At 56.3% G+C, this 17,665-nt stretch carries 17 protein-coding genes; 5 read left to right on the top strand and 12 right to left on the bottom strand.

The window, feature by feature from the left end; genetic code table 11:
* Positions 1-279: 279 nt before the first annotated feature.
* Positions 280-528, top strand: a complete 249-nt coding sequence (locus AC2FNE_RS20005) for a hypothetical protein (protein WP_496806117.1) — start codon at positions 280-282, stop codon at positions 526-528.
* A gap of 123 nt (positions 529-651) precedes the next feature.
* On the opposite strand, the gene AC2FNE_RS20000 is transcribed toward AC2FNE_RS20005, so the two are convergent.
* The 6 genes from AC2FNE_RS20000 to AC2FNE_RS19975 are packed head-to-tail and all read right to left on the bottom strand — an operon-like array spanning position 652 to position 6,265.
* Positions 652-1,434 carry an SDR family NAD(P)-dependent oxidoreductase gene (locus AC2FNE_RS20000; RefSeq protein ID WP_170608694.1) on the bottom strand — a complete coding sequence of 261 codons (783 nt, stop codon included), beginning with the start codon at positions 1,432-1,434 and terminating at the stop codon, positions 652-654.
* Positions 1,435-1,458: 24 nt separating this feature from the next.
* The gene (locus AC2FNE_RS19995) at positions 1,459-2,217 is read right to left on the bottom strand and encodes an SDR family NAD(P)-dependent oxidoreductase (RefSeq protein WP_170608695.1); all 759 of its coding nucleotides are present in this window, start codon (positions 2,215-2,217) and stop codon (positions 1,459-1,461) included.
* A gap of 20 nt (positions 2,218-2,237) precedes the next feature.
* Positions 2,238-3,056, bottom strand: coding sequence for an ABC transporter permease (locus AC2FNE_RS19990; protein WP_496806116.1), 819 nt, complete (start codon positions 3,054-3,056; stop codon positions 2,238-2,240).
* 7 nt (positions 3,057-3,063) lie between these two features.
* Positions 3,064-3,915: an ABC transporter permease gene (locus AC2FNE_RS19985; RefSeq protein ID WP_170608697.1), complete on the bottom strand. Its 852-nt coding sequence runs from the start codon at positions 3,913-3,915 to the stop codon at positions 3,064-3,066.
* Positions 3,916-3,938: 23 nt separating this feature from the next.
* Positions 3,939-5,087, bottom strand: a complete 1,149-nt coding sequence (locus tag AC2FNE_RS19980; protein WP_170608698.1) for an ABC transporter substrate-binding protein — start codon at positions 5,085-5,087, stop codon at positions 3,939-3,941.
* A 32-nt stretch (positions 5,088-5,119) separates the two neighbouring features.
* Positions 5,120-6,265, bottom strand: a complete 1,146-nt coding sequence (locus tag AC2FNE_RS19975; protein WP_254442584.1) for an ABC transporter ATP-binding protein — start codon at positions 6,263-6,265, stop codon at positions 5,120-5,122.
* Between the two features lie 109 nt (positions 6,266-6,374).
* Here AC2FNE_RS19975 and AC2FNE_RS19970 point away from each other — a divergent pair, with 109 nt between their 5' ends.
* The gene (locus tag AC2FNE_RS19970) at positions 6,375-7,154 is read left to right on the top strand and encodes a helix-turn-helix transcriptional regulator (protein ID WP_170608699.1); all 780 of its coding nucleotides are present in this window, start codon (positions 6,375-6,377) and stop codon (positions 7,152-7,154) included.
* 43 nt (positions 7,155-7,197) lie between these two features.
* On the top strand, positions 7,198-7,959 hold the full coding sequence (locus AC2FNE_RS19965; RefSeq protein ID WP_170608700.1) for a LysR substrate-binding domain-containing protein: 762 nt from the start codon (positions 7,198-7,200) through the stop codon (positions 7,957-7,959).
* Positions 7,960-8,203: 244 nt separating this feature from the next.
* Here the strand turns inward: AC2FNE_RS19965 and AC2FNE_RS19960 are convergent, their stop codons facing one another.
* Genes AC2FNE_RS19960 through AC2FNE_RS19940 form a run of 5 tightly spaced genes read right to left on the bottom strand, consistent with a single transcriptional unit; the run spans position 8,204 to position 14,338 of the window.
* Positions 8,204-8,917 carry a FadR/GntR family transcriptional regulator gene (locus AC2FNE_RS19960; RefSeq protein ID WP_496806122.1) on the bottom strand — a complete coding sequence of 238 codons (714 nt, stop codon included), beginning with the start codon at positions 8,915-8,917 and terminating at the stop codon, positions 8,204-8,206.
* A 19-nt stretch (positions 8,918-8,936) separates the two neighbouring features.
* Positions 8,937-9,893, bottom strand: a complete 957-nt coding sequence (locus AC2FNE_RS19955; RefSeq protein WP_170608701.1) for an ABC transporter ATP-binding protein — start codon at positions 9,891-9,893, stop codon at positions 8,937-8,939.
* Positions 9,893-11,758: a dipeptide/oligopeptide/nickel ABC transporter permease/ATP-binding protein gene (locus tag AC2FNE_RS19950; protein ID WP_496806115.1), complete on the bottom strand. Its 1,866-nt coding sequence runs from the start codon at positions 11,756-11,758 to the stop codon at positions 9,893-9,895. Before AC2FNE_RS19950 ends, AC2FNE_RS19955 begins: the two co-directional genes overlap by 1 nt.
* The gene (locus AC2FNE_RS19945) at positions 11,755-12,702 is read right to left on the bottom strand and encodes an ABC transporter permease (RefSeq protein WP_496806114.1); all 948 of its coding nucleotides are present in this window, start codon (positions 12,700-12,702) and stop codon (positions 11,755-11,757) included. Before AC2FNE_RS19945 ends, AC2FNE_RS19950 begins: the two co-directional genes overlap by 4 nt.
* Positions 12,703-12,760: 58 nt before the next feature.
* Positions 12,761-14,338 carry an ABC transporter substrate-binding protein gene (locus AC2FNE_RS19940; RefSeq protein ID WP_170608704.1) on the bottom strand — a complete coding sequence of 526 codons (1,578 nt, stop codon included), beginning with the start codon at positions 14,336-14,338 and terminating at the stop codon, positions 12,761-12,763.
* A gap of 119 nt (positions 14,339-14,457) precedes the next feature.
* Between AC2FNE_RS19940 and AC2FNE_RS19935 the strand changes: the two genes are divergently transcribed.
* Positions 14,458-15,123: a DUF1028 domain-containing protein gene (locus tag AC2FNE_RS19935; protein WP_170608705.1), complete on the top strand. Its 666-nt coding sequence runs from the start codon at positions 14,458-14,460 to the stop codon at positions 15,121-15,123.
* The gene (locus AC2FNE_RS19930) at positions 15,116-16,357 is read left to right on the top strand and encodes a Zn-dependent hydrolase (protein WP_496806113.1); all 1,242 of its coding nucleotides are present in this window, start codon (positions 15,116-15,118) and stop codon (positions 16,355-16,357) included. The genes AC2FNE_RS19935 and AC2FNE_RS19930 overlap by 8 nt, the downstream gene beginning before the upstream one ends.
* 367 nt (positions 16,358-16,724) lie before the next feature.
* On the opposite strand, the gene AC2FNE_RS19925 is transcribed toward AC2FNE_RS19930, so the two are convergent.
* Positions 16,725-17,264 (bottom strand): nuclear transport factor 2 family protein, encoded by a 540-nt coding sequence (locus AC2FNE_RS19925; protein ID WP_217362405.1) that lies wholly within the window; start codon positions 17,262-17,264, stop codon positions 16,725-16,727.
* Positions 17,265-17,665: the final 401 nt, after the last annotated feature.

Here is a 17,665-nt window from a genome sequence, read left to right as displayed (position 1 = left end):
GGTATAAGGTCCACAAGCAAGCACAATTGTTTTTTTGAAAGACAGTTTTCCCGTGCAGACTTCAAAATTTCTGGAGTGCCGGATGAGAGAGCAGCGTTGATCACGATTTGTGACTTTCACTGCGTGCCAGGCTAGAAATTCGCAATTGGATTTCGCAAATTTACATTCTTTCACAGTCTGGACTGTCCGCTCTTCGGTTGTTTGGATTAGCTTTCGCTAACGGCGGCTTCGTCCGCAACTCAGACATAGACGCCGCAAAGTTCGCTGCGCTGTGAATGAATGACCGCTTTTCTTTCTGCGGTGCGGCTTATGGATCTGGCGACTAATTTGCTGCGCCTGCGAGGTTCAGAGATGGAACACTTCCGCTTTGGGCTCGAAGCGGACTTGCGGCGATGCAGCAGGTCGCACGCCTCCCCGGTTCTGAAAGCGGTCATTGCGAAAATTGAGATGATCTTGCCACTGCCGCAGCTTAGCTTCCTGAGCCGACATTCGGCTAAAGTAAGCTGTCGTTGGCACGATCCTGGCTGACCGACGGCTTCGAGCCCGAAGAAGCCATTTGTCTCGCATTTGCTTGCCGCGATGCAGCGATCAAACAACTCAAGCATTGAGCGGCGCTTTCATCGAGTAGGAATTGTCCAAAGACCGTTGGCGTCATCCCTTGGTGTACCAACCGTTATCGACATAAAGCGCCATACCGTTCACAAAACTGGACTCGTCTGACGCGAGAAACAGGGCGGCGGACGCCACTTCTTCTGGCTCGCAAATTCGACCTTGTGTCGCGGCAAGGTCACCGTCCTCCCAAGTCTGGCCTGCCGCATCAAGCTCAGCAATCTCGCGCAAACCATGCGCCGTTTTCACAAAGCCGGGGCACACCGCATTGCATCGAATACCTTGTTCCCGGTATTCGACTGCGATTGTGCGAGAGAGCTGCAGAACCGCACCCTTGGTCATGCAATAAAGCGACTCCAAAGCGTAGCCGAGTTCCGATGCGATGGAGGCCGTGATTACGACGTTACCGCCACCGTTCGCCACCATTTCCGGCAAAGCGCGTCGGCACACCAGAAAAGCGGATCGCACGTTGATATCCATCAAGCGGTCGTAGTCTTCTTCTGTCGACTCGTGCAAAGGTTTGACGATGATCGTCCCCGCGTGATTGAATAAAACGTCATATGCGCCGACTTCAGCTTTGATCGCGTCAAATGCACGATCCACCTGATCCGCCTTGGAAACATCCGCTTGGAAAAAATGCGCCGACCCTCCGGCGGCTGTAATCATTTCAACCGTTTCGCGTGCTGCTTCTTCATTGATGTCGATGATGACGACACGCGCGCCTTCGCGGGCAAACATCAAGGAACTGGCGCGGCCGATGCCTGCGGCGCCGCCAGTTATTACTGCCGTTTTGCCTGAAAGGCGGCCAGACGCTGTGCTGTTCATGATGTATCCTTCCTTACTGTTTCTTCAGATGCACTCGCCGCCGTCGATGACCAGCGCGTGCCCTGTCATGAAAGACGACTGGTCCGAGGCCAGAAAAACGATGGCGTCCGCGATCTCTTCCACTGTGCCAAAGCGGCCCATTGGAATAACGTCACTGATGTACTCTTCGAGCTTTTTGCGACCACCCATCTGCACCTCGAATCCGCGGTTAAAAGGTGTGTCAATGAATCCCGGGCAGAGCGAATTGAACCGAATGTTTTCCTTCGCGTAGTCCGCAGCCATCTGACGTGTCATGGCCAAAACCGCATGTTTCGTCGTCGCATATGCGATCATTTCCCGATCATATTGCACACCTGAGTTCGAAGACGTGATGATCACACTGCCGCCACCCTGCTTGCGCATGGGTGTAATAGCTGCCTTGGCCGCAACGAAGTGCGCTCGGACGTTCAAGGCCCATGAGGCATCCATATCCGCGACAGCGACCTGCTCAAGCCTGCCTTCCACCTGAATTCCGGCATGAGAGTGCAGCACATCGAGCCGTCCATGTTTTTCCGCGGTTTCGGCGATGGCATTGGAAAGAGCGGCATCGTCGGTGACGTCAAGCTGAAGGGCGTCAGCGGCATACCCGTCCTTGGATATATCACCCGCTACATCCCGAGCAGAATCGGCGTCGCGGTCGGTGACCACAACCTTTGCACCCTGCCGCGCAAGCGCTTTTGCTCCTGCCGCACCGATGCCCGATCCGGCGCCTGTAATGAATGCAACCCTGTTCTCGAGCAACATCAAATTCCTTTCCAAATCTGTCAGCGTTTGGGTTTGGCGCCACCGCGTAAAATGAGTTGTGCGATGACCAACAAAATCAAGGACGCGACCATCACCATTGTGCCTATAGCATTCACCTCCGGTGTGATTCCGCGTCGGATCGAGGAGAAAATATAGATGGGCAAAGTCGTCTCAGACCCGGCGACAAAGAACGCGATGATGAAATCATCGAAACTGAAGGTGAAACTCAGCAGAAAGCCTGCCAGAATGGCCGGCGCGATCAAGGGTAAGGTAATCTGCCGAAAGGTCCCGAACGGCGTGGCGTAAAGATCTGCTGATGCCTCGCTCAACGCGCTTTCGAGAGTCGAAAGCCGTGCCCGTACTATGATGACGACCAAAGCTAGGGTGAACATCGTATGGGCTGCTATCAAGGACCCCATGCCCATGGACAATTTAGGCGCTGCAGCAGCGTCGGCCCAAAAAGACGCAACCCAAGGGTTTACAACATCGAAGACCGTTACAAGTGCAATCAATGTTGCAATACCAATGACAATGCCGGGGATCATCACTGCGATGTAAATCAGCGAGTCAAAGAATGCCCGCACTGGGCCTCTGATACCTTGTAATCCGACCGCCATCAGCGTTCCTAGAATACTCGCCAGTGTTGCTGAAACGAAGGCCACGAAAATGCTGTTCCCCAGCGCATCCATGACAAACGGATTGTTTACCGCTCGCCCATACCATTTGAAGGAAAAGCCTTCCAACTGGCTGGCGCTGCGTCCTGCACTGAAGCTGAAAAGCGCAATGATCGCGATGGGTGTGTAAAGAAACACGTAGACGCAAAAGGCATAAAATCGCATCAGACCCTCACATCAACTGCGCGTCATCGCGCCGAAAGTTTAGGCGAGAGATCAGACGCATGTACAGGGTGACAGTCACCAGCATGATGATGATCAGCATCATGGCAACCGCCGAGCCGAAAGCCCAGTTGCGGGACTGAAGAAAGAGATCAACTAGAGCGTTGCCGACAAAAAAGACCTTTCCACCCCCCAAGAGCGCGGGGATCAGAAACTCTCCCATCAGGAGGATGAAGACGAGCATGCATCCTGTTGCGATGCCCGAAATCGACATCGGAAGTGTCACTGTAAGGAATGTTGTTACGGGATGGGCCCCAAGATCGGCGGAGGCCTCGAGCAGGCGTTTATCCAAGCGCTCCAGGCTAACGTAGATTGGAAAGACCATGAGGGGCAGATAGCCGTAAACAATCCCGATCAGAACCGCGAAGGGTGTGTAGATCAGCCGGACGTCTTCGATACCCAAACTCGCCAAAAGAGCTGGAATGCCGCCGCCGCCCAATAGGAAAATCCACGCATAACTCCGGATCAGTATCGAGGTCCAGAACGGTACAATCACCAACACCAAGAGCAGCGTCTTCCAACGTTCGCTTGTCCGCACCGCAAGCTGATAAGCTAAGGGATAGGCAATCAAGAGCGCCATAATGGTACCCAGAGGCGCGAGGATCAGCGTGTTCTTGAAGGCAGTGAAACGCGCCGGCAGGTTGGCGTATTGTTCAAAAGTGAAAGCGGGCACGTATCCACCGGACGGCGCCCGCTCTCCAAAGCTGAAGACAAACACGACAGACAGCGGCAAGACGAGCATCACAATAAGCCACGCACCGGCCGGAGCGACCAGAAGCCAATTGCGTACGCGTTGTGTCATGCCAAACTGCCTGTGGGTTTCGATTAGGCTGACTTGAAGCGCGCCAGCAGTTCCGCGCGGTTCGGGTCGGTTAGCGTTGCCGCCGCCCCAAATTCCAGTGCATCCAATAGCTCCGCAGCCGGGTAGAGGATCGGATCGTTTAGGATCTCTTCCGGCAGTAGTTCATTTGTCCGGCTATCCGCAACTGGATACCCATGCGCCAGAACTTCACGTGCGTTCACTTCCGGATCGAGCATGAAGTTGATGAGTGCATAGGCGGCCTCCATGTGCGGTGCGCCTTTCGGAATCGCATAGTAGTCACTCCACAATTCACCGCCTTCTTTACCCAAGGCATATGCGATTTCGGGAATGTCCGTGCTGAGTTGTTTGCCGTCGCCTGTCCAGCAGATTGTGAGCCAGGCGTCGCCAGACCGCATGGCTGGCTGGTAGTCGGACGTGATTGCAAAAAGATGCGGTTTGACGTCGATCAGCAGTTTTTCCGCGTCAGCGAGTTCAGCCTCGTCGACCGAGTTGAACGAGTAGCCGTGGTAGTTCAGTGCAGCGCCGATCGTTGTCAATTGATAGTCATGGACCATTGTACGGCCCGAGAAGTCATCCATTGTACGATCGAAGAACTCTTTCCATGAGGTAAATGGCTTGCCGCCATTGTGCGACGTGTTGATCGCCATACCGGTTGTGCCCCAGTTCTTGGGCACGGCGTAAACGACACCGTCCACGATACCGGCATCTGAGAAACGTGGGTCAAAAGCTGCAGGGTCGTAGTTCGGCAGCTTCGAGAGGTCCAATGGCTCGATCAGATCTTCTTCGACATAGGTGGTAATTGTATAGTTGGTTGGAACATACACGTCCCAGCCGCTGCCGCCGGCCTGAAGCTTGGCCAACATTTCCTCGTTCGAGCCGAACACATTGACCTGCATGAATGCGCCGGTTTTATCTGTGAACATCTCAAAGTTGGCTTCATCGTGGTAGTTAGGCCACGTCGCCAGAACCACTCGATCGCCGATGTCAGAGGCCATTGCGGTTGTCGCTCGCAACCCGGGCATCGTAGAGCCCAATACGGCCGTCGCGGCACCCAGTCCGGTTACTCCGAGGAAATGGCGGCGCGTCACAGACCCTTTCTGGTACCTGCACAGCTCTTCCATGAATTTCTTCTTTGAAATGTGATTCGTCATCTTGGGTCTCCTCTGTTGAGTTTATTTTGGATTTAGTCTTTTGGCAGGATGAGCGCCGACTCTGGGCTCCAATCCATGTAAACGGTGTCGCCTGTACCAAGGTTGCTCAGGCCTTCGTCTGACTGACGCGGCGCTAAGACGGTTATGTTACCGAGCCTCTCTTCACGGATCAGGTACTCGGTGTGCTCACCAAGGAAAATTCGGTTCAGCACTGTACCTTGCAGACGCTCCTGCGTCTGCGAGAAGTGTAGTCTGATCTGCTCAGGCCGAACGCTTAAACAGGCGTCGTTCCCAACGGAGATTGTCCCGCTTAAGGGCGATTTGTAAGTGCGGCCACCCTGCAGCGTTATTGCACCGGTTGACCCACTAATCTGGTCGACCACACCGCCAAAGAAGTTTGAAGTGCCAACAAAATCAGCAACGTAGCGTGAGTTCGGCTGATCGTAGAGTTCCTGAGGTGTGCCCGTCTGAACAATCCGTCCGGCGCGCATGACGCAGATACGGTCACTGAGAGACAGCGCCTCTTCCTGATCGTGAGTAACCAAAACAAACGTTATACCAAGATCTCGCTGCAAGTCTTGCAGCTCAATTTGCATTTCCTTGCGCAGCTTGCGGTCAAGCGCGGCCAAAGGCTCGTCAAGCAACAGCAGTTTCGGCTCATTTACGATTGCACGCGCAAGAGCCACCCGTTGCTGTTGTCCGCCTGACATCTCCCAAATGCGCCGATCTTCAAACCCGGACAACCGAACCGTCGCAAGTGCATGCGCCACCTTTTCGTTTATCTTTTTCTGATCGATCTTTGGCCGGCGTTGCTTCAGCCCGTAACCAATATTACGGCCGACGGTGAGGTGCGGAAACAGGGCGTAGCTTTGAAACACCATGTTAACTGGGCGCTTATACGGCTCAAGCGAGGACACGTCGCTTCCGTCGATCAACACATTTCCAGTCGTTGGTGTCTCAAACCCGGCAAGCATACGCAATGCAGTCGTTTTTCCGCAACCTGACGGACCAAGAAAGGAAAGAAACTCGCCCTGAGCAATGCTCAGATTCATGTCGCTGACTGCTTGCACAGTCCCGAATGACTTGGAAACTTCGTTCAACTCAGCAATTGGAGCCGGTGCCAAAGTCGCTGGCTCAGTATATGCTTCGTTACCTATGTCCATATTCGATATCAGCATTTCAGATCATATGTCAGATATTGACAAATACATTAGAAATTTGGCCAAAATGTAAATATGCTTTTTGTAGTAGTTCAGCAAAGAAAGCCAGAAAAACGAAAGAGCAATCATGGCACTTGATTGGAATACGCATGTCGCTCAAATCATAGGCGATTTGGAAAAACCTAACTTTGCTCGAAGTCTTTCGGACGGACTGAAGAGCGTTGTAAGTTTTGACTACACAGTGATTTTTGGATACGTCGGCACTGCCAAACCGCTCGCGCTGTATGACGATTTTTCACCCGAACGCAGGGATCTTCATGTGGATCAGTACGTTGAAGGGCCCTATTTGCTTGATCCCTTTTTTCTGGCGAGTACGGGCAAGGTGAAGCCCGGTTTATGGCGGTTGAGCGATATCGCGCCGGATCGTTTTTATCAGGGAGAGTATTTCCGCAGCTACTATGCGCAGACAGGATTAGCTGAAGAAATTGGATACTTGGTCACGATCCACGAACAGCTGTCTATTGTGGTGTCGCTGATGCGGAAATCCAAACGGTTCAGCAAGAGCGAGCTTAAATTACTCCAGTCGGCGTGGCCGGTTGTAGACGCTTCATGCAAAAGAAATTGGGCGCACACGGCAAATGAGACATCACAACTGACACCCGCTTTGGAGGAAAAAATTGAACTCGCATTTCAGAGCATTGGCGAAGGTATCCTTACCCCGCGCGAGCGCGAAGTCGTTGAGCATACGCTCAGGGGGCACTCCGCCGACGCGGTCGGCAAGCTATTGGGCATTTCGTCGGGTACAGTACGCATTCATCGAAGAAACATTTATTCAAAGCTTCGTATAAACTCACAAGGCGAACTCTTCTCTGCGTTTCTTTCTTCCATCATGAACGGGCAATCGTAATCGTACCTCTTGTCCGAAAATGATGTCCATTTCTGGGTGATGCGTGACTTTACAGCACGTCATTGAAATCTGTTTGCATTCTCTTGCGCCGCGCTGCAGCGAAAGACAGGTTCGGGATGCGCTGGCGCAAGTATCCCATGTCTTCAAACCGCAAGTGTTTGATCCGTCCAAGGCGCAAGACCAGTTTCGTATTATGGCTCCTGACTATGTCGCGCAAATGATCATGCCGACGGTTCTCGGTCAAGTTTTCAAACTGGCGCCACAAGTTAAGATCGACATGGAGAACCTCTCGGCGACAGGCATCTCGGATATGTGTGAAGGCCGGATCTCGCTGGGATTCGGTGTCGTTGACGACGGCCCTGTCCTGTACAACGTGGCTTCACAGTCATTGTTTGAAGACCGCCAAGTTTGTCTGGTGAGCAAAGGGCACCCCCTGATCGAAGACGGGATGAGCCTTAAAGGTTATGCGGCCTCAGCGCATGCCCTGCTAAGCATCACGGGAAGAGGAGGTGGCCGGATTGACGACGTCTTGCAGGAACACGGCTTTAAGCGAAAAATTGCTCTCAGAATTACCCAGTTTATGACCATCAGTGCGGTGATCGCGCCCACAGATTTGGTCATCACCGTGCCGGAGCAACTCGCCCGTCAGGTGATAACTGATGAACTCCACATGATGCCATTGCCCAGCGAGCTCCGGACTCCTCCCTTCGCCGTCTCACAAATTTGGCACGAACGCTTCACAAAAGACCCGGCACATCAATGGCTGCGGCGCCTGGTGAGATCTGCATCTCAAAAGATTCAATAGTTGAAGTTACGCAATTCGCATTTCGAGCAGGAACCAGGCATTTGTGCGAATTTAGTCAACGGGAAAAATGTCCGCGTAGCAGTCGTTCACGCCGAGTGCAGCGAACGACAGCATTGAGCCCAAAGCAACGGATGCTGCATTGTCTTTGAGTGGCCGCAATCAGTTTGGAAACGGACGTGCCGGATTGATCTGGTTCACTAGCGAAGAGATCAACGCCTACGGGCGTAATGCAAGGTATTGGCACCTATTCGGAAATAAAACGGCTTTCCATTTCAACCTCCTGTTGACGCATCAATTTCCAGGCAGTTTCCATGTGATCAGCCATGATCGACCGCGCAGTGTCCGCATCCCCATCGCGCAGGGCAATTACGAGCCGCCGTTGGTGATCGCGGCCCTGTTTCCAAAGCTCAATATTCGGAGGCGAATAAAGGCGGCGGTATACAGTCAGGTCTGCCAGCAGGTTCACCATGAAATCGATCACAAAGCCCAACAGTGGGTTCTTCGCCTGTTCAGCAAGAATCGCGTGGAAGCGTAGTGAAGCGACATGCTGTTCGCGTTCTTCGCTCAGTGTTTTGGCGGGTTCCGAGTACTCGGCAATGTTTGCTTCGAGCTGTTCCAAGACATCCTCGGACAAATGGCCCGCCAGCGCCGCCGCCAATTCCGGTTCCAATGTCAGACGCAGTTGGTAGATGTAGCCGATGGTCAGATCCTTGAAGTAGAAATAGTTCGCCAAGAGCGCTTTTGCACGCTGACGGCTGACTTCGTGCACGAAGCTGCCGCCGCCGGGACCGGTGCGGGTTTTAATCAGACCTTGTGCTTCCAGCACACGCATCGCCTCGCGGATGGTGCCCTTGGCCATGCCGAAGCGTTCGATCAGTTCTGCCTCACCCGGCAGCCGGTCCCCGGCTTGCAGCCCCTGTTCAACAACCCAATTCTTGATCGCCTCGGCGACCTGCACGGGGCGGCTGAGTTTAGGTTCAGTCTTCGAGCGGGTGGTGACAGGCGGCAAGTTGGTCGTCTCCCATTGATGTGAGGTCTGGCACGGTGGTGCGGCACATGTCGGATGCTCGAGGACAGCGACCGGCAAAGGCGCAGCCCGGCGGCGGATTCAGGGGATCGGGCAGTTCCGTTCCTTTCTGCTCGGGTGCCGTCAGGGGTTTGCCCACAACTGGCGCACTGTCGGCCAGAAGTTCCGTGTAGGGGTGCCGAGGGTTCGCAAAGATCCGCTTTGCGCTGCCAATCTCAACCACCGATCCGAAGTAAAGCACGATGATCCGGTCGCTCACCGCCTCGACTACGGCCAGATCGTGTGTGATGAACACATAGGTCAGTCCGAATTCTGTCTTTAGATCGGCCAGAAGGTTCAGCACCTGCGCCTGAACCGATACGTCCAGCGCCGAAACAGGCTCGTCCAGAATGATGATCCGAGGGTTCGCCGCAAGCGCGCGGGCAATGCCGATCCGCTGGGCCTGTCCGCCTGAAAACTCGTGTGGATAGCGGTCGAGGAACTCTTCGCGCAGGTTTACGCTGGTGAAAATCTCGCTGATGCGCCTGTCGCGCTCAGGCGTTGCCATCCCATGGAGCCGCTTGAGCGGTGCTTCCATCACCTGGCGAATGGTCTTGCGCGGGTTGAGCGAGCTTTGCGGGTCCTGGAAGACGTATTGGATCAGCTTGCCAAACTCCGCCGGGTTTGCGTTGTCGAGAGCACGACCTTCGATTTGGATCGCACCTTCCGAAGGCTCCAGCAGCCCCACCAGCATCCGAGCGAGCGTAGACTTGCCGCAGCCGGATTCACCTACGACACCGAGCGTCTCGCCTTGCGCCACTTCAAAACTCATAGGCCGCACGGCCCGCACGCCGGGAGGGGCCTGGCTGAAGAGCGGTTTCCTCAACGGGAACGTCTTGGCGAGGTTGTCGACCTTCAGAGCGGGCATTAAACGGCCTCCTCGGGATAGAGGCAACGCACGGCGCGGGGCGCTTGTCCTTCGAGAGCAACGTCGCTCGCACGGCAGTTCTCCTGCGCCTTGTCGCAGCGGGGCGCAAAAGCACATCCTTTCGGCAGGTTGTCGACAACCGGCGGCAGGCCGGGGATGGCGGCCAATTCGCGCTGTCCGCCGCCCAATTCGGGGACACAGGCGATCAGCCGCTTGGTGTAGGGATGCGCCGGAGCATCCAGCACCGCCGTGGTTGGGCCTTCCTCGACGATCCGACCCGCGTACATAACCGCCACCCGATCACAAAGCTGTGCGACGACGCCAAAGTCATGGGTGATGAAGATGATCGCCAATCCTCGGTCACGGCGGAGATCGTCCAGAAGCGACAGGATCTGCGCTTGTACGGTCACATCCAGCGCGGTCGTTGGCTCGTCGGCGATGATCACATCTGGCTCATTGGCCAATGCCATCGCGATACCAACCCGCTGGCGCATGCCGCCGGACATTTCATGCGGATAGTTGTCGACGCGGGCTTCAGCATTGGGAATGCGCACGTCTTTCAAGAGCTGGACGGCGCGCGCGCGGGCTTCGGCAGTGCTGATCTGGTGGTGCGACTGGATCGCCTCGGCCAATTGATTGCCGATGCGATAGAGCGGGTGCAGGGTGGAAAGCGGATCCTGGAATATATAGGCCACCCGGTCACCGCGCTTTTGGCGGAGCGTCTCGTATGGTGCGCCAATCAGGTCTTCACCCCGGAACCGCACCGCGCCCCCGGTGATCACACCAGGGGGCGAGGCGACGAGGCCCATGATCGAAAGCGCCGTCACGGATTTGCCCGAGCCGCTTTCGCCGATCACGCCTAGGCATTCACCTGGCTTCACGGCCAGCGATACGCCACCCACTGCCCGGTAGATGCGGTCACCAACATGGAACTGGGTTTCGAGATCCTGGATGGCCAAGAGGTCGTCGGTTTTCTCTGGGATGTCACCCCGTCGATCCACAAGGGTCGTCGCCTTGGGGCGCGATAGGGCGCCCGAACGTAATCGTGGGTCAAGTGCGTCGCGCACCCCGTCGCCCAACAAGTTAATGGACATGACGATAAGGAAGATCATCACCCCGGGAACAACCGACGTATGCGGGTTTGAGATCATCGCGGAGCGCGCCTCACCCAGCATCGAGCCAAGGTCGGCTTGTGGCGGCTGCGATCCGAGGCCAAGGTAGCTGAGGCCTGCGGTCTCAAGGATCATCCAGCCCACGGTCGTCGACATGGCGATCACGATGACCGGCAGGACATTGGGCAAAAGCTCTGTCAGGATGATCCGCGTGTGTCCCATGCCCGCGAGCCGCGCGGCATCGATAAACTCCCGACCTGCGAGGCCGACGGTGATGCCGCGAATATTCCGGGCGAAGAAGGGGACGTTGACGGCGGCAACCGCTATGAGCGCGTTCATCAGCCCTGGACCAAGGGCGGCTACGATGGCCAGCGCCAGCAGGATATAAGGAAAAGCCATCAGCATATCGACGCCGCGCATGATGATATTGTCGGTGCGCCCACCGAAATACCCCGCGAATATCCCGATGGCCGAGCCAATGGTGGCGGCGATCAAGGCAGCAGCAACACCAATGGCGAGCGATAGGCGTGTGCCGTGCAGTAGGCGGCTCAGAAGGTCGCGGCCGAGGTGGTCGGTGCCCAGCAAGTGGCCTTCGGTGAAGGGGCGCTTGAACCGGTCCGCCGTAGCGGTTGCGTCGGGGTCTTGCAAGGGGAGGAGCGGTGTGATGAGCACCAGAAGCAGGATCGCACCCAGCACAATCGCCCCCAGCGCCGCAAGGCGGTTGCGGAACAGGAGCTTTAGGAAGAGGTTCACGTCTTGATCCTCGGATCAAGCAAGCTTTGCGCAACGTCCACGGCGATGTTGAACATAACGTAGCAAGCGGCCACGAAGACGACCCCGCCCTGCACCAGCAGAAGGTCCCGCTTCAGAATCGCGTCGACCAGCATTCGACCGACGCCCGGCCATTGGAAGACGATCTCGATATAGACCGCGCCCGACAAAACGAAGCCCGCCTGGATGCCGAGGACCGGGATGATCGACACCATGGCGGCACGCAGCGCGTGCCGCATGATCACCTGCCGCTCGGGCACACCTTTGGCTCTTGCGGTGCGGATGAAGTCCTGGCGCAGCACTTCCAGCATCGCCGAGCGCGCGAGCCGGGCAATGACGCCAGTGGCTACTGCTGCAAGCGCCAATGCGGGCATTGTCAGATGTTTGAGAAGATCGGGCAGATCTCCACCGCCATAGATCGCATACATGCCTGAAACTGGCAGCCAGCGGAGGTTCACCGCGAACAACAAAATCATCATCATGCCGAGGAAAAAGGACGGCACCGAGATGCCAATGAGCACGATGAATGTGATTGCCTTGTCAGCTAGCCCATACTGGCGCGCTGCCGAGATAACGCCCGCCAGGATGCCGAGTACAGAACACAGTAGAAATGCCGTGCCGGCAAGGATCAAGGTGGCGTTGAAGCGCTCGAGCACCTCGTCGATCACCGGACGGTTGAGCGAGAAAGACCGCCCGAAATCGCCGGTCAACATGTTGCCGAGCCAGATGAAATACCGCTGGACCATGGGCTTATCCAGGCCGAGGTCGCGGTTCAGCTTTTCAACGTTTTCGGGCGTGGCATAGGAACCGAGGATCGCTGTGGCCGGATCGCCCGGGATAAGCGACATGATAAGGAAGACAATGATCGTAATGCCCAGAAGAACCGGGACCGCCGAGATCAGTCGTTTGAGGATATAGCCGCCCATCGTTTCCCTCGGCGAGGTTCGGCCCGGGGCCGCCAGAGCGGCCCCGGATGTGTCGGGTTCAGTTCTTCACAACGCCTTGCAGGTGCAACAGGAACGATGGCTCAAGACCAAAGTTCTCGACCCGGTCATTGGTCACCGCGTTCTGCTTCCAGTTGGCGACAAAGACCCAGGGTGCGTCCTCCTGCACGATCTCCTGCATTTCACGGTAAAGCCGTGCGCGCTCATCCTGATCGGTCGCCGTGCGGGCCGCTTCCAAAAGCTCGTCCACTTTCGGATTGGCGTAGTAGCCCGAGTTGAAACCGCCCTTGTCGGGCCACGCCTCAGAGCGCAATGCCAGATACGGCAGCGTATCGGGGTCGTTGGTCATCCAGGCCATCTCGGCCATGTCTGCCTTGCCCTCCAATCCGGGATTCACTTCGCCCAGGAAGGTGTTCCACTCGTAGGTTTCGATCTTGACGTCAAATCCCACGGCCTCGAGGTCAGCCTGAATGGCGGTACCCATCGGGACCGGGTCGAGCATGCCCGAACCACCCTCGGTGACATAAAAGGTCAGCGTTGCCCCATCGGCACCGGCTTCAGCGATCAGTGCTTTGGCCTTCTCCGGATCATACGGATAAGGATTGAGCGCTTCGTTATAGGCCCAAGCAAATGCGGGCGGAGTCGGACCGGCGGCCACAGTTGCAGTGCCCTCAAGCACGTCGTTCACGATCGCTTCCTTGTTGATCGCGTAATTTGCGGCCTGGCGAACGCGCTTGTCAGCAAAAGGGCCTTCCTTCGCGTTCAGGATCAGGAACCAGACATGCGGCCCGGCTTGTTCCGCCACGCTGAAGCCGTCGCCCGCGAACTGGCCGAGCGACGTGGGCGGCACTTCGACCATCAGGTCGATACCACCGGCCAGCATTTCGGCCACGCGAGTGTTGGCGTCGGTAATTGGGCGGAAAACGACGGCGTCTGTACCGGCAGCCTCGCCCCAATAGTCGTCATGACGCTCGACAACCACAGCTTCGTTCGAACGCCACTCGGCGAACTTGAACGGTCCGGTGCCGACGGGGTTGCGGCCGAACTCTTTGCCATTCGCCTCGACGGCGGCGGGCGACACCATCAGGCCGGTGGGATATGCGAGGTTCGACAGGAACGGCGCATAAGGCGCGTTCAGTGTGAACTTCACCGTCATGTCGTCAACGACCTCGGTCGATTCCACTGCGCCGAAGAAGAAGGACAGCGGGAAAGGTCCGGTGTCGTGGTAAGGGTGATTCTCGTCCAGCATCCGGTCGAAGTTGAACTTCACGGCCGCGGCGTTGAAAGGCGTGCCGTCGTGGAACGTCACACCGTCGCGCAGGGTAAAGGTATATTCGGTGCCGTCCTCGCTAATCGCCCAATCGGTGGCGAGCGCCGGCTCGACCTCCAGCGTGCCTGACTTGTAGCGGGTCAAGCCCTCGTAAATATTCACGAGTATGCGGAAATCGTTCACCGCGGTCACTGCGGCCGGGTCGAGCGATTTCGGTTCGGCAATCTGCCCGACGATCAAAACTCCAGGCGGAGTTTGCGCGCCGGCCGATCCACCTAGACCGCCAACTAAAAGGGCGGCCCCAGCCGCCGCGACCAGGCCCCTTCGGATCCAGGAAAGTAGCGTCATTTTTCGTTCTCCCTGTTGGATTTTCTAGCCAAAATTTATCATGATAAATTGCCTTGGTCAATTTTTCATGATAAATTGTACTTCATGACAAACGTTCGAGCCTCATTTTTGAGCGCGCAATGACATTTTCTGTGCTTGCCCGCGATAACGAGACCGGTGCGATTGGCGGCGCAGCGGCTACCGGGTCGCTTTGTGTTGGCGGCTGGGTACTGCGAGGCAACCTGAAAGCGGGCATGTCTGCAAGCCAGGGCGCTGCTCCTTCGACACTCTGGGGCGAGGACATACTCGCCGCGATGCAGTCCGGACTTACCGCGGCCGAAGCTGTCAAAACGATTACTTCGGCGGACCGTGGCCGGGCACATCGGCAACTTGCTGCAGTTGATCTTTCTGGAAACGCGGCGGCGTTTACGGGCGATAAGAACGAGGATGTCAAAGGCAGCTTGATGTTCCCCAGCGGCGTAGCCTCGGGAAACATGTTGGGGAGTGAAGCCGTGTTGAGTGCCATGGCGGAAGCCGCCGCCAAACAGGTCCAGGGCTTCGAGATGCGCCTCTTGGAGGCACTGAAAGCAGCGCATGATGCGGGCAGCGACTTTCGTGGCCTCCTTTCAGCGGCCTTGCTGATCCTCCACCCTGATCGTCCGCCGTTGACGCTGAGGATCGACTACCACGCCGATGACCCGATTGGCGCGCTGGAACATCTCTACCTGAAGACCACCTCCGGAGATTACGCCGAATGGGCGCAACAAGTTCCCGTAGCATCCGACAAGGAGCGCGTCCTTGACTGACTGGGGTGCGCGTGCCGAAAGACTGCTGAACGACTTGTCGACCTGCTCTGAGCCGGGTCCGGGTGTGACACGGCTGCCCTTCACGCCGGAACACCGGGCGGCGATTGACCTGCTTCAGACGCAAATGGAAACGCTGGGCCTGACAGTCACGCTTGATCATGCCGGAACCCTCATTGGCCGAATTGAGGGGCCGCTGGGATCGAAGACGCTGCTGATGGGGTCGCATCAGGACACGGTGCGAGAAGGCGGCGCATATGACGGGATCATGGGAGTCGTTCTGCCGCTCATGGCATTGGAAAAGCTCCGGTCAAACGGCATTGAGTTGCCATTTTCTGTTGAGGTGTTGGCCTTTGCCGACGAAGAAGGCGTACGGTTTCCGACGGCCCTGATCGGTTCCCGCGCGCTGGCGGGGACATTCGATCCCTCAGTGTTGTTCATGGTGGATTCTCAAGGCATCACGCTCCGTGAAGCAATGGTGGCATTCGGTCTCGATCCTGACCGGATCGGCACCCTGGCACGCAACTTGAATGACGTGATCGGGTTTGTCGAAACGCACATTGAACAGGGCCCGGTGCTTGAACAGGAAGGCGAGGCTCTTGGTTTCGTCACCGCAATTTGCGGCATTGAGCGGCATCAGATCGAAGTGATCGGCGAAACTGGCCACGCCGGCACGCTGCCCATGTCCGGGCGGCGCGACGCGCTTGTGGGTGCGGCAGCCATTGTCACCGAGGTTGACCGGCTGGGGCGAACCACCCCAGACCTTCGCGCGACTGTTGGTGCTCTTGACGTCGAGCCGAACGTCGTCAACGCGGTACCTCGCCGCGTCAGGATGACTGCCGAATTCCGTTCCCCTGATGACCAGACACGCTGCGATGCTGGAAGATCGCTACATAGCTATGTCCGGGAGTTGGCGTTGCGGCGAAACCTCACAATCAAGGTGCAAAAAACCTACTCGCAGGTGGCACAGCCGTGTGACGTTGATTTGTCCACGCGTCTCACCCGGTCAGCAACAAGTATGGGAGCGGAGGGTCTGGCCTTGCCATCGGGCGCGACACACGATGCATCTGCGATGGCAGACCTGTGCCCAATCGCCATGCTGTTCGTGCGTTGCCGCGACGGGGTCAGCCATAAACCGGAGGAATTCGCTTCATCACATGACATGGGTTTGGCTATTTCCGCTCTTGCAGAATACTTGGCGTCAATAGATCGCCAGACAATCCAGGCGGACGATTGAATGAAGTTCTCTACTCACCTCGTGGCGCAATCAAATCGGCCGTCAGTTTGCGGCGGCCGCGCAAGGCCCTGAATGGCGGGAACGCACATCTCTCCGGGCATCTGAACAAGCCACTCTTATGGCAGCTTCGTCCGCAAAGCAGACGTTCACGGAATTCTGCCGAATGACCGCACCAAGCCCAAAGCGGGCGCCATAAGCGCTTCGGATGTTGCTCTTTCGGTATTTGCAGTTTGTGACCGATGTATCGGGCGAAAGAAAACCGACAGCGGCGGTGTTGTAAGAAACTCCTAGCCGTTCGAGGACGCTGACTTGTTCGGTGCTGAGGTAGTGTGGAATAGCTTTGCGCTTCCCAACGAGCGCCGGTCGGTCAAGAAGATGTCGCCAGGCGATCAATCAATTGATTTGCGGGCGCCGTTGAGTCAATCAACCGGTCTTTTTGCTGCGCCCCCAGGATCGGGAGGTCCTCACCAATCAGGCCAAGTTGACGAAGAACGGTGGCTTGGTCCCAGTAAATGTGTTCGGACGCGATTAAGCCGTCCTCAAAATGAATGATGCCTACGTGCGGCACGGCAAGACGCAGGCCTGTGGCTTCGACACCGGGGACAAACCAATCCATGCGCAATGAATGTGTCAGATGGAGGATGAATTCATCCACAATACGGTTTTGTCCGACCGTTCTCGTGATGACCTCTAGTTCCGCATCTCCCGGAAGCTGCGGTATGAATACTTCGGCATAGAATTTCCTCAAAGCTTCGCGGCCAGTTGCTCCCGTGTTCACTGGAACATGTATTAGAACAGGATTGTCAGTCATGGTTGCGATTGCTTTGTCGGCGTCCTTGTGGGCGAATTCGCTTGCGGTATGGGCTTCCCAAACATCAATCAGCGCTTGGTCGTCTTTGGTGAACATCTCAATCTCCATTTGCGGCGCCAATCGCGCTAGATCATTAAATTACTAAAAACAGTTTGGTTTACATCTGCAACGTCGATACTGCAGTAAACTATCCAAACCTATTTCAGCGGCCAATACACTCAGGTCGTCTCAATGAAATGCAGCGCGATTGTAGACGCATTTGATGAAGCCTTGGCATGTTTGAAAGTAAGCAACTAACCTTTAGTCAGTCATGTTGCCAATTCGAGTGTTTTGCCTCAATTAGGCTAAAACTATCTAATTCAATAAATGACTTAAACGGCGGCTTTGTCCGCAAGGCAGTCGTTCAAGCAGAGTGCAGCGAACGTCGGTTCGGAGCGGCGGTCCCGATCACTCGTACTATTTCCATTTGATTGAGCAGCCAATGGATTGCGTTTGCT

The organism is Ruegeria sp. YKSD179 (assembly GCF_059612885.1).
The sequence above is the reverse complement of the archived record's forward strand: the minus strand, read 5'-3'. Positions and strand labels throughout refer to the sequence as shown.

Coding starts and splice junctions, on each gene's coding strand:
- AC2FNE_RS20005 (WP_496806117.1), top strand. CDS start 280: ATGACCGCTTTTCTTTCTGCGGTGCGGCTTATGGATCTGGCGACTAAT.
- AC2FNE_RS20000 (WP_170608694.1), bottom strand. CDS start 1,434: ATGAACAGCACAGCGTCTGGCCGCCTTTCAGGCAAAACGGCAGTAATA.
- AC2FNE_RS19935 (WP_170608705.1), top strand. CDS start 14,458: ATGACATTTTCTGTGCTTGCCCGCGATAACGAGACCGGTGCGATTGGC.
- AC2FNE_RS19970 (WP_170608699.1), top strand. CDS start 6,375: ATGGCACTTGATTGGAATACGCATGTCGCTCAAATCATAGGCGATTTG.
- AC2FNE_RS19945 (WP_496806114.1), bottom strand. CDS start 12,702: ATGGGCGGCTATATCCTCAAACGACTGATCTCGGCGGTCCCGGTTCTT.
- AC2FNE_RS19990 (WP_496806116.1), bottom strand. CDS start 3,056: ATGCGATTTTATGCCTTTTGCGTCTACGTGTTTCTTTACACACCCATC.
- AC2FNE_RS19940 (WP_170608704.1), bottom strand. CDS start 14,338: ATGACGCTACTTTCCTGGATCCGAAGGGGCCTGGTCGCGGCGGCTGGG.
- AC2FNE_RS19925 (WP_217362405.1), bottom strand. CDS start 17,264: ATGTTCACCAAAGACGACCAAGCGCTGATTGATGTTTGGGAAGCCCAT.
- AC2FNE_RS19985 (WP_170608697.1), bottom strand. CDS start 3,915: ATGACACAACGCGTACGCAATTGGCTTCTGGTCGCTCCGGCCGGTGCG.
- AC2FNE_RS19975 (WP_254442584.1), bottom strand. CDS start 6,265: ATGCTGATATCGAATATGGACATAGGTAACGAAGCATATACTGAGCCA.
- AC2FNE_RS19980 (WP_170608698.1), bottom strand. CDS start 5,087: ATGACGAATCACATTTCAAAGAAGAAATTCATGGAAGAGCTGTGCAGG.
- AC2FNE_RS19995 (WP_170608695.1), bottom strand. CDS start 2,217: ATGTTGCTCGAGAACAGGGTTGCATTCATTACAGGCGCCGGATCGGGC.
- AC2FNE_RS19955 (WP_170608701.1), bottom strand. CDS start 9,893: ATGCCCGCTCTGAAGGTCGACAACCTCGCCAAGACGTTCCCGTTGAGG.